Raw genomic sequence first — 10952 nt, forward strand, 5'->3', positions numbered from 1 at the left:
CGTGCCCACCGCCGTCTCGTCAGATCTTCTCGACTCGCACGGAGTGTCCCGCGAGGAGTTGATGCATGTCGTCGGTGTCGGAGGTGAAGATGGTCGCCTGAGCTCCCTGCGCGGCTGCCCGCCCGGCCACAGCCGCCAGAATGGCGTCGATGGCGTACTTGTGCCCATGCAGGCCAGCTGTCTTCAGCATGTCGCGCGCCATGGCGATCACCTGATCGTCCGTGTGCACGACGCGGATCCGGGACAGCGTCCAGTTCCACAGTGCCTGCCTCGACGTTTCGCGCGGGTCCCATGCCTCCAAGGTCGTGAGCGCCGAGGTGACGATCGGGATATCGAGCCGCGGAGCCGTCTTGATCAGCGCAGCCATCTCCCGGTCGCCCTGCACCGCCTTGGAGAGGGCCTCGGAATCGAATACGAAGACGCGCTGTCGCGGCCGGTGCGGCTTCGCTCGGGCGGTGCGGCTCACGCGGCCTCGTCCGAATGTGATCGCTGCTCGTCATGCCAGCCGTCGATGGCGGCGATGCGGTCCAGCGCTGCTTGCTGCTCGTCGTCCGTCACGGCGCCGTGCTCTTCTTCGAGGCGCTCGGCCAACTCGTGCAGTCGGTCCATGGCGTCTTGATGGGCGGCGGCGGCGGCGATATAGCTGGACACTCCACGCGCGTCGACGCGCTCCTTGATCGATTCCACCAGCTCTTCCGGCACGGTAATGGTGATCTTCCGGGTTGCCATACTTCAAGTATGCCATGTTCTGGGTGTCGCGGCCTGCTCTTCTCGGGGAAGCCGCCACCTCGGGCCGGGTAGGGCTGATTCGTTGGGCGATAGTCGGTAGGACTCCCCGCCCGCTCACGCGAACGGCCCCGGGTGAAGAGCCCGAGGCCGGATAGAGCGCTTCCCTGAGGGAGGAACCTCAGGTCAGCGGCGTAATGCATGGTGCCCCCGGCAGGATTCGAACCTGCGACACCCGCTTTAGGAGAGCGGTGCTCTATCCCCTGAGCTACGGAGGCATGGTCGCTGGTATGGCGGCCGAGGGTCAGCCTACCGGGTTCGGGGTCGGGGTGCGGAACGGGTTGCCGACGTCGTGCTGTCCTGGTGGGGGGCGGGGGCGTGGGTGATCAGGCGCTGGTTCCGGGGGTGGAGCCTCGTCGGTTCGGCCCTGGTCGCTGTGGCGCGAAAAATCCGGTGGTCACGATCTTGCTGTCCCGCCAGGCTGGGCTCCGGGACGGGGGATGTGTATGAAGGGGGCCGATCCCAGGACGAGCTTCGGGTATGAGACATCGCGGAGCTATGACGCCGACGCGCGGGGCGATGAGGAGGAGACGGTCAGGTTTCTCGCCGGGGTGGGGGGTGACGCGCTGGAGTTTGCCGTGGGGGCCGGGCGTCTCGCCTTGCCGTTGCAGGCGGCCGGTCTGCGGGTCGATGGCATCGAGTAGTCGCGGCACATGGTGGACCGGATGCGTGAGAAGCCTGGCGGCGGGCGGGTCGCGGTGACCTTGGGGGATATGTCCCGTGTCGCCACCGGGCAGACGTACGGGCTGGTTTACCTGGTGTTCAACACGATCGGCAATCTGCTGACCCAGGACGACCAGGTGCGGTGTTTCGAGAACGCCGCGCGCCACCTGGCCGGCGACGGTGTGTTCGTCCTGGAGTGCCGGGTGCCGACGGCGCCCGCTCGGCCGGGCCACCAGTTCATCGACATCGAGCGCCTTGAGGCCGATCGTGTCGGGCTGTACGTCTGCCGGTATGACCCGGGCACTCAGATTCTCGATGAGAATCACGTCCGTCTTGGCGTCTATGGTCTTGCTTTCAGCCCTATCGGATTGAGGCTGGCTTATCCGTCTGAGTTCGACCTCATGGCTCGCATCGCGGGGCTTCGGCTGCACGGCCGGTGGGGCGGGTGGAACGGTGAGCTGTTCGATGCCGCCAGCTGGTGCCACATCAGCGTCTATGAGGCCATTTCTTTATAGCCGTGCAGCTCAGGGCGGTGAGGTGCTGCTGACAAGACTGCCCTGCGGTGCTGGCGAATCGCTGTTGGTTCACTAACGCCTCGCTAACGAAAATGGGGCGTCTTTAGTGTTGTTGCGCTATACAGAAAACCGGTGCAGGGTTATGTGGCGAGCCATCAGGACGTCGATTGCGAGAGGCCCCATGCCGACAAGTACCATTCCCCGTTCACGCCCACGCGGTCCGGCGTTTCTCATATCGCTCATGGCGGCATGCACCGCTCTTTTCCTCACCTCCTGCAGCGGCGACCCGCAGCAGGACAGTGAGTCCGGCAAGGGCGGGGTGAGCAACAACGCGGCGCCCGGGCAGGCGCCGCCCATGGAGAAGGCCGACGCCAAGCCGCTGGGGGACGGCGGGTCGCTGTATCCGCGGGCGATCCGGCTGCAGCACAGCGGGGACGCGAACGGGCGCGTGCTCGCCTCGTCCGTCACCCACAAGGGTGGCAACGGCGTCGGGGAGATTCAGGAGAGCACCGACGGTGGCAAGAGCTTCCGTCACGCGGGCGCCGTCTCCGCCCCCCAGGCCGCGAACGGCAAGGGGCTGTGCTGCTCGACCCTCTACGAGCTGCCGCAGAAGGTCGGCGACATGCCGGCCGGGACGCTGCTGTGGGCGGCGTCGTTCGGGCAGGACGAGAAGCCGGAGCCCCGGATGTCGATCCGGGTGTTCAAGAGCACCGATCACGGGCGGAACTGGAGCCCTCTGTCCACGATCGCCACCTCGCCGAGCGCCAGGGGGCTGTGGGAGCCGGAGTTCTCCATCGACGCACAGGGCAACCTGGTCGCCCACTACTCCGACGAGACCGATCCGCGCCACAGCCAGAAGCTCGTCGCCGTACGGTCGAAGGACGGCGTCTCGTGGAGCAAGCCCCGCGAAACCGTCACCAGCAAGCTGGAGTCCGACCGCCCCGGGATGCCGGTCGTGCGGAAGCTGCCGAGCGGCACGTACGTCATGACGTACGAGATCTGCGCGGCCGGGGGCAAGTTCTCGTGCGTCGCGCACCTGCGTACCTCGTCCGACGGGTGGGACTGGGGCGACCCCACCGACCTCGGCACCCGGGCGGAGACCGCGGACGGCAAGTACTTCCTGCACGCACCGAACCTGGCCTGGGCGCCGGAGAAGGGGAACCCGCAGGGCAAGCTGCTGCTCATCGGACAGGCGATGTACAACAAGGACGGCAGCCGGGCCGAGGGCAGCGGGCGCACGATCTGGACCAACAGCAAGGGCGGGGAAGGGACGTGGCGCGAGATCCCGGCGCCGGTCGCCGTGAAGTCCGACAAGCTCGACTCCTGCCCCAACTACAGCTCCAGCCTGCTCCCGTCGGAGGACGGCAGCAAGGTGCTGGAGATCGCCACCGACTATGACGGTGGGGTCTGCCGTCCGTATGTCGCCACGGGTGGTTCATAACCGGCGGCACACGAACGGCACCGGGCACCGCTGCGAAGTAGCAGCGGTGCCCGGTGCCGTTGTTGGCGCGTGCTCAGTTGCCGGGACGGAACCGGGCGATCGGGTTCTGGAGTGTGCCGATCAGCTGGAGCGCGCCCGCCGGGTCCTGGAGGTCGACCATCTCGCGGTTGTTGCGCAGCTGGAGCCGGTTGAGGCAGGACAGCGCGAAGTCCTCGGAGTACATGTCGTACTGCGCGAACTTGTCCGCGAGGTGCGGCATCGACTCCTGGTAGCCGCGCACGCACTCGGCGACCGTCCGCCAGAAGGTGTCCTCCTCGACGACCCCGTCGGCGACGAGGATGCCGTTGAGGAAGCGCAGGAAGCAGTCGAAGACGTCGGTGAAGACGGACAGCAGCTTCTTGTCCTCGGGCACGTCCGCGCGGATGCGCTCGACGGCCGGGGGCAGGACCGCTTCCGGGTCCAGGACGGCGATCTCCTCGGCGATGTCCTTGAAGATCACGCGCTGGACGGCGCCGTCCTCGATGACCAGGATGACGTTCTCGCCGTGCGGCATGAACACCAGGTCGTACGCGTAGAAGCTGTGCAGGACCGGGGTGAGGTAGGCGTCGAGGTAGCCGCGGAGCCAGGCCGCCGGGGTGAGGCCGGATTCCTCGATGAGGGCGCTGACGAAGGAGCCGCCGTCGGCGTCGGTGTGGAGGAGGGAGGCCATGGTGGCCAGGCGCTGGCCGGGTTCCAGCGACGCGACGGGGCTCTCGCGCCACAGGGCCGCGAGCATTTTCCGGTACGGGGAGTACCGGTTGGTGGCGGCCTCGTACTGGCGGTGGTGGTAGCCGATGGCGGCCCGCTCGCGGATGATCGAGAAGCGGGCGGCCCGGAAGACGTCGTCGGAGGCGATGACGCCCGCGAGCCAGTCGTTGATGGCCGGGGTGGCCTCCATGTAGGCGGCCGAGAGGCCCCGCATGAAGCCCATGTTGAGGACCGACAGGGCGGTCTTCACATAGTGCTTGGACGGGTGGTCGGCGTTGAAGAAGGTACGGATCGACTGCTGCGCGAGGTACTCGTCCTCGCCGGTGCCGAGCCAGACCAGCCGCTGCTGGGCGACCTCGGCGGCGAAGCTGACGGACAGCTTGTTCCACCACTGCCAGGGGTGCACCGGCAGCAGGTGGTAGTCGGCGATGTCGAGACCCTGGCCGCCGAGGGTGTCCGCGAAGCGGGTCCGGGTCTCCTCGCTCAGCTCGGCGCGGACCAGCGCGTCGTAGTCGAGGTCGGGGGAGGAGGTGAAGGTGGAGTGGTCGCGGTGGGCGGCCAGCCAGACCAGCTGGACGGGGCTCGCGGTCTCCGGGGCGTACGAGAGGTATTCGTGGATGCCGAAGCCGAGGCGTCCGTTGTTGGCGACGAAGCAGGGGTGGCCCTCGGTCATCCCCGTCTCGATCTCCTGGAAGCCGGATTTGGCGAGCTGCGCCGCGCCGACCGGCTCGGCGGCCAGTTTGTAGGCCGTCCCCGAGAGGGTGGAGCTGATCTCTTCGAGGTAGACGGGGAGGATGTCGTCGCTGAGGCCGAGCGCGCCGCGCAGCTCGATGAAGAAGTCGAGGGCGTCGAGCGGGCGCTGTGCGCCGTCCCGGCCGTGGCGGGTGATGCTGTCCGCGTCGACCAGCCAGTGGTCCAGGGTGAGGACGCGGGCGGCGAAGCGGTAGGTCACGGCGCCGTCGTCGCTGGTGACGGCGTAGCGGCCGTCGCCCTCGGGCTCGGGCTTCAGCAGGCGTTCGTGGGTGAACTCGGCGAGGGCTTTACGTATGAGGAGGCGGCCCGCCCGCTCCCACAGGTCGGGGGTGAGGTGGGCGACGGCATCGCGGGGGCTCATCGGAATACTCCTTGGGCGGCGCGCGCGGCGACGAAGCGCTCGCGCGTGCAGGTGCTGAGGTAGGCGTCCTTCTCCGGTTTGACGATCTTCTCGACGATGTCGAAGCCGACCGCCGCGTTCAGCGCGTGCACCGCGTCGTTGCGGACGTCGGGCTCGACGACGACGCGCCGGACGGCGGGGTCGTCGAAGCAGAACTCCATGACGGTGGTGATCACGGCGAGGGTGAAGCCGTGCACCGGGGTGTCGGTCGGCGCGCACAGGAAGTGCATGCCGACGTCACCCTCGCGGGGCTCGTACAGCCCCTTCAGCTCGACCTCGGCCGGGTCGTAGCGCTCGGCGAGGAAGGCGGGTTCGCCCTCGTGCAGGCCGATGAAGGCCTCGTGGTGCGGGTGCTCGGCGATCCTGCGGTACTCGGCCTCGGTGTCGGCCAGGCTCGCGTCCTCCATCATCCAGTAGGACGCCTTGGGGTGGGTCACCCAGCGGTGCAGCAGCGCGGCGTCGGCCTCCGGGTCGAGGGCGCGCAGCTCGAAGCTGCCGAGACGGTCGTCGTGACGCTTGAACAGGGTCATGTCAGCGGTCCCTCCGGCGCGCCGAACTCCTGGAAGGCGATGGACTTCTCGACCGGGTAGTGCTCGCGGCCCAGCAGCTCGCGGATGATCCAGGAGTTGCGGTACGGCCCCATGCCCAGGTCGGGCGAGGTGAGGCTGTGCGCCTGGGTGGAGCCGTTCTGGAGGAAGATGGAGCGGCCGGTGGTGTCGATGCTGTAGTTGCGCGCGACGTCGAAGCGGCCGTGGTCGTCCCAGCGGATGCGGTCGCGCACCGGCTCCAGGAAGGCGGGCGCCTGGTAGCGGTAGCCGGTGGCGAGGACGAGGCCCTCGGTGGTGAGGGAGAAGTCGCGCCCCTGCTCCTCGTGGCGCAGCCCGAGGGTGTACGTACCGGTGGACTCGTCGTACGAGGCGTCGGTCAGCGCGGTGTTGGTGAGCAGCCGGGTCGGTACCGGGCCGTCCAGGCTCTGCTGGTAGAGCAGGTCGTAGATGGAGTTGATCAGGTCCGCGTCGATGCCCTTGAACAGGCCCTTCTGCTCGGACTCCAGCCGGTAGCGGGTGTCCTCGGGGAGGGCGTGGAAGTAGTCCACGTACTCCGGCGAGGTCATCTCCAGCGTCAGCTTGGTGTATTCGAGCGGGAAGAAGCGCGGGGAGCGGGTCACCCAGTTGAGGCGGTAGCGGTGGCTGCCGATGTCGGCCAGCAGGTCCTGGTAGATCTCGGCCGCGCTCTGCCCGCTGCCGACGATCGTGATGGACTCCTTGGCCTGCAGCGCCTCCTTGTGCTCCAGGTAGCGCCCGTTGTGCAGCAGGTCGCCGCCGAGGCCCCGGCAGGTCTCGGGGATGAAGGGCGGGGTGCCGGTGCCGAGCACCAGATGGCGGGCGCGGTGCTCGGTGGTCTCGCCGCCGGGGCGCCGGGAGCGCACGGTGTAGAGGCCGTCGGCGTCGTCGTAGGTGACGGTGGTCACCTCGTGGCCGAAGCGGACGCTGGAGAGCTTGTGGGCCGCCCAGCGGCAGTACTTGTTGTACTCGGCCCGCAGCGGATAGAAGATCTCGCGGATGTAGAACGAGTACAGCCGCCCGGATTCCTTCAGGTAGTTGAGGAAGGAGTACGGGGAGGTGGGGTCGGCCAGGGTGACGAGGTCGGCCATGAACGGGGTCTGGAGGGTGACGCCGTCCAGCAGCATGCCCGGATGCCAGTCGAAGTCGGACTTGCTCTCCAGGAACAGGCCGTCGAGTTCGTCGATCGGTTCGGTGAGGCAGGCGAGGCCCAGGTTATAGGGGCCGAGGCCGACGCCGATGAAGTCATATATGTGCGGGGATGACACGGTGGTTCTCCGGGGTGGGGACGTGCGGTCGGCGACTCAGCTGGCGCGGGAGTGGCTGAGCTCGGGCTCGATGTGCAGGGCCAGGTACTGACCGGCGTGCTCGGCGAGGAGGTCGAGGACGAACGCGATGTCGCTCAGCGACGTCTCCGGGTTGAGCAGCGTGAACTTCAGGTAGTGGCGGCCGTCGACGACGGTCCCGGCCACCACCGCCTCGCCCGAGGCGGCCAGCGCCTCGCGGGCGTGCAGATTGGCGCGGTCGACCAGGTCCGGGTCGGAGTCGTCGCCGGTCGGCGGTACGTAGCGGAAGACGAGCGTGGACAGCTGCGGCTCGGTGACGACCTCGAACCGAGAGTCGGTGTCCAGCAGGTGCCAGCCCTCGGCGGCCCGGTCCACGACCTCGTCGAAGAGCGCCCCGACCGCGTCCGCGCCCATGATGCGCAGCGTCAGCCACAGTTTGAGCGCGTCGAAGCGGCGGGTGGTCTGGATGGACTTGTCGACCTGGTTGGGGATCAGCTTCTCGGCGCTGCGCTCGGGGTTGAGGTAGTCCGCGTGGTACGTGGCGTGGCTGAGCGTGACGCGGTCGCGGACCAGGACGGCGCTGGAGCTGACCGGCTGGAAGAACGACTTGTGGTAGTCCACGGTGACCGAGTCGGCGCGCTCGATGCCGTCGAGCAGCCGGCGCCGGGTGGGGGAGGCCAGCAGTCCGCAGCCGTACGCGGCGTCCACATGCATCCAGGAGCCGTGCCGGGCGCACAGCTCGGCGATCTCGGGCAGCGGGTCGATGGAGCCGAAGTCGGTGGTTCCGGCGGTCGCGACGACGGCCATGACCACCTGGTTCTCCTGGTCGCAGCGGTCGAGTTCGCGGGCCAGGGCGACGGTGCGCATGCGCCGGTCCTGGTCGCAGGGGATCGAGATGACGGCCTCGTAGCCGAGCCCCAGGATGGCGGCGGACTTCTTCACGGAGAAGTGGCTCGCCTGGGAGGTGAGGATGCGCAGCCGCGGCAGGATCTCGGACTTCGGGGGAACGGGCTCCCCGGACGCGGCGGCCTCCTTCTCGACCAGCTTGCAGGCCTCGTCGCGGGCGAGCAGCAGCGCGTGGAGGTTGGACTGGCTGCCGCCGCTGGTGAAGATGCCGTCGGCGGCCTCGCCGAGGCCGATGCGCTCGGCGGTCCAGTCGATCAGCCGCCGCTCGATGAGGGTGCCGCCCGCGCTCTGGTCCCAGGTGTCCAGGGAGGAGTTGACGGCGGACAGGACCGCCTCGCCGAGCAGCGCCGGGATGACCACCGGGCAGTTGAGGTGGGCGAGGTAGCGCGGGTGGTGGAAGTAGACGGCGTCCTTGAGGTAGACGCGCTCCAGCTCCTTCAGCGCGGCGCCCGGGTCGCCCAGCGGCTGTTCCAGGTCGATGCCGGAGATCTGGGGGGCCAGTTCACCCGGGGTCACGCCGGTGAACGGGCGGTCGGTGCGGGCGACGGTGGAGGCCACCAGGCCGACGCCGTCGGTCACGGAGCGCCGGTAGCTCTCCGCCGTACGGTCGTTGAAGAGGTGGGCCCTGCCATCCGCCGCCCCGGATATCGACTCCGGCGACGGGTCCTCAGCGGTCTGCGCGAGGAAACTCACGGTCTGTCCTTCCTGGAGCGTGCGGTGGTGCGTGCGGGCGTGCGGGTGTGTGCGCGCCTGCGGAGTGCATGGGGGGATGCGTGGGGGCATGCGGGTGCACCGGCCGGGGCGCCGGGCGCGCGGTGGCGCGCCGCGGCGATCGGAATCCGTCGGCCAGTTGATGGACTATATGTGGAGGAAGAGTGGAGGAATGTTCAGTGAGCGTCGGAAGAGGGGACGCGGTCAGTCGTCGGCTTTCGGGCCGCTGCCGCTGACGGCCTCCTCGACGAGCTGCTCCTCGCAGGCGCCGAGCCGCCAGTAGCCGGTGAAGGTCACGGCCTTGCGCTCGAAGCCACGTTCGCGGACCAAGTGGCGGCGCATCTCCTTGACGGTCCCGGCCTCGCCCGCGATCCAGGCGTACGGGGTGCCGGAGGGCAGCGGGGTGGCGCGTACATCGTCCAGCAGCAGGGCGGAGCGCGGCGAGCCGGGGGTGGCGCCGTCCCGGACCAGCCAGGTGATGTCGGCGTCGGCCGCGGTGTGCAGCTCCTGTATGTCCTCGGCGTGCTGGACCTCGATCCACACCCTCGCCGGGGTGCCCGCGGGCAGCCAGTCGAGGATGCCCGCGACGGCGGGCAGCGCGGTCTCGTCGCCGGAGATCAGCACCCAGTCGGTGCCGGACGGCGGCCGGAAGTCGACACCGCCGTTGTCCTCGACGACCGGGCCCAGCAGGGTGACGCGGTCGCCGCGCTCGGCGCGCGCGGCCCAGCTGGCGGCCGGTCCGCTGTCGTGGTGCAGCGCGAAGTCGACGTCGATCTCGTCGGGTTCGCGGCGCTGCTCGCGCACGGTGTACGAGCGCATGATGCCGCGTACGGCCGGGTCCATCGTCCGCCAGGTGGCGAACCAGCCGTCGCCGTCCTCCACCGGTACGACCGGGGCGGGCTGGCCCGGGTGCGGCAGGAACAGTTTGAAGCGCTGGTCGCGGCCGCCGGTGGTGAAGGTCCCGAGGCCGGTGCCGCCGAAGGTGATCCGGGACATGGACGGTCCGAGCGCCCGGGTCCGTACGACCTGCGCGTCGAAGAAGCGGAACGGTACGGCGGTGGGGGAGGGACGGGTGGTGGTGGCTGCGGTCGTCATGGGATCGACGTCTTCCCTTCGCTTGCCTTAAGGTCAGCGCATGTGCTGGTCAGCCCGCGTCAGCTGACCTTCTTCGCGTCCTGGATGGCCTTGGTGAGGGACTCGATGAGCGGGGCCGCACCGGCGTAGGAGAAGCGCGGCTCGCTGCTCCAGGGGGTGATCTGGTCTGCCTTGACGGCGGGCAGTTTCGACCAGGTCGGCTTGGAGGTCAGGGCGTTCGGCTGGAGGGTCGCGGTGCGGTTGTCCAGGAACAGCACGTCCGCGTCGTACTTGTCGGCGTTCTCCCAGCTCAGGCTCTCGAAGTAGCCGCCCTTGTCGGGCTTCTGCGGCTGTACGAGGTCGACACCCAGCTCCTGGAAGTACAGCAGGTCGGCGCTGATCTTCGGGTTGGAGACGTAGAAGAGATCGGCGCTCGCGGAGCAGGCCATGACCCGGATCTTGCGCGACTTGACGGTCTTGCGCAGCTCTTCGGACGCCTTCTCGAAGCGGGCCTTGGCGTCGGTGACCTTCTTGGCCTTGAGGTCGGCGCCGAGCGCCTCGGCCAGCGCGGCGTAGCGCTTGATGGGCTCCAGCATGGAGACGCGGCCGGTGGTGATGGCGCAGCTGGGGGCCAGCGCGAGGATCTTCTTCTTGCTGTCGTCCGGGATGTAGAAGAGCGCGCCCGGGTCGAACATGTTGGTGATCAGCAGATCGGGGCTGAGCGAGGCGTATTTCTCGACGTTGAACTGGCCCCAGGTCTGGCCGAGGCTGGTCAGCCGGTCGACGTCGATGTCCCCGGCCTGCGGGTCGGGCTTGCCGTTCTTCAGCTTGGTCGGGCCGAAGACGCCGGTGATCTGCTTGTCGATCCCGAAGTCGTACAGCGCGGCCGCCGCGGCGACGTAGGCGACGATGTGCTCGGGGGCGCCATCGTTGGTGATCTTCTTCTTGCGGTCGTCGGTGAACGACCAGGAGCCGCCGCCCTTTCCGTCGCCGGAGCCCGAACCGCCCTTGCCACCGCAGGCGGTGACCAGGGCTCCGAGCCCGGTGGCGCCGCCTGCGGCGAGGAGGCCGCGACGGGAGAGCGGGAGTTCTCTGGCGTGGCGCATG

The 10952-nt window shown here is 68.8% G+C and carries 10 protein-coding genes and 1 tRNA gene; 2 read left to right on the top strand and 9 right to left on the bottom strand.

Annotation, left to right across the window (positions count from 1 at the left end; all coding sequences use genetic code 11):
* Positions 1-19 precede the first annotated feature (19 nt).
* The 3 genes from ABZ370_RS30920 to ABZ370_RS30930 all read right to left on the bottom strand — a co-directional run bounded on the left by ABZ370_RS30920 (position 20) and on the right by ABZ370_RS30930 (position 1004).
* Positions 20-466, bottom strand: a complete 447-nt coding sequence (locus tag ABZ370_RS30920; RefSeq protein WP_358627166.1) for a hypothetical protein — start codon at positions 464-466, stop codon at positions 20-22.
* A complete protein-coding gene (locus ABZ370_RS30925; RefSeq protein WP_358627169.1) occupies positions 463-729 on the bottom strand; it encodes a hypothetical protein in 267 nt (88 codons plus the stop codon). The genes ABZ370_RS30920 and ABZ370_RS30925 overlap by 4 nt, the downstream gene beginning before the upstream one ends.
* Positions 730-928: 199 nt before the next feature.
* Positions 929-1004 (bottom strand) — tRNA-Arg (locus tag ABZ370_RS30930).
* A 447-nt stretch (positions 1005-1451) separates the two neighbouring features.
* Here ABZ370_RS30930 and ABZ370_RS30935 point away from each other — a divergent pair.
* Together ABZ370_RS30935 and ABZ370_RS30940 are read left to right on the top strand one after the other, a co-directional pair.
* Entirely contained in the window at positions 1452-1964 is a 513-nt protein-coding gene (locus ABZ370_RS30935; protein WP_358627171.1) for a hypothetical protein, read from the top strand.
* 241 nt (positions 1965-2205) lie between these two features.
* Positions 2206-3405, top strand: coding sequence for an exo-alpha-sialidase (locus ABZ370_RS30940; RefSeq protein WP_358627174.1), 1200 nt, complete (start codon positions 2206-2208; stop codon positions 3403-3405).
* Between the two features lie 73 nt (positions 3406-3478).
* On the opposite strand, the gene ABZ370_RS30945 is transcribed toward ABZ370_RS30940, so the two are convergent.
* From ABZ370_RS30945 to ABZ370_RS30970, 6 genes are all read right to left on the bottom strand, one after another.
* The gene (locus tag ABZ370_RS30945; RefSeq protein WP_358627177.1) at positions 3479-5266 is read right to left on the bottom strand and encodes an IucA/IucC family siderophore biosynthesis protein; all 1788 of its coding nucleotides are present in this window, start codon (positions 5264-5266) and stop codon (positions 3479-3481) included.
* On the bottom strand, positions 5263-5835 hold the full coding sequence (locus ABZ370_RS30950; protein ID WP_358627180.1) for a GNAT family N-acetyltransferase: 573 nt from the start codon (positions 5833-5835) through the stop codon (positions 5263-5265). Before ABZ370_RS30950 ends, ABZ370_RS30945 begins: the two co-directional genes overlap by 4 nt.
* A complete protein-coding gene (locus ABZ370_RS30955) occupies positions 5832-7136 on the bottom strand; it encodes a lysine N(6)-hydroxylase/L-ornithine N(5)-oxygenase family protein (protein WP_358627183.1) in 1305 nt (434 codons plus the stop codon). The genes ABZ370_RS30950 and ABZ370_RS30955 overlap by 4 nt, the downstream gene beginning before the upstream one ends.
* 36 nt (positions 7137-7172) lie before the next feature.
* On the bottom strand, positions 7173-8753 hold the full coding sequence (locus ABZ370_RS30960; protein WP_358627186.1) for an aspartate aminotransferase family protein: 1581 nt from the start codon (positions 8751-8753) through the stop codon (positions 7173-7175).
* A 222-nt stretch (positions 8754-8975) separates the two neighbouring features.
* Positions 8976-9866 carry a siderophore-interacting protein gene (locus ABZ370_RS30965; protein ID WP_358627189.1) on the bottom strand — a complete coding sequence of 297 codons (891 nt, stop codon included), beginning with the start codon at positions 9864-9866 and terminating at the stop codon, positions 8976-8978.
* A 59-nt stretch (positions 9867-9925) separates the two neighbouring features.
* The gene (locus ABZ370_RS30970) at positions 9926-10951 is read right to left on the bottom strand and encodes an ABC transporter substrate-binding protein (RefSeq protein ID WP_358627192.1); all 1026 of its coding nucleotides are present in this window, start codon (positions 10949-10951) and stop codon (positions 9926-9928) included.
* Position 10952 lies beyond the last annotated feature (1 nt).

The organism is Streptomyces sp. NPDC005962 (assembly GCF_040629205.1).
Lineage (GTDB): Bacteria > Actinomycetota > Actinomycetes > Streptomycetales > Streptomycetaceae > Streptomyces.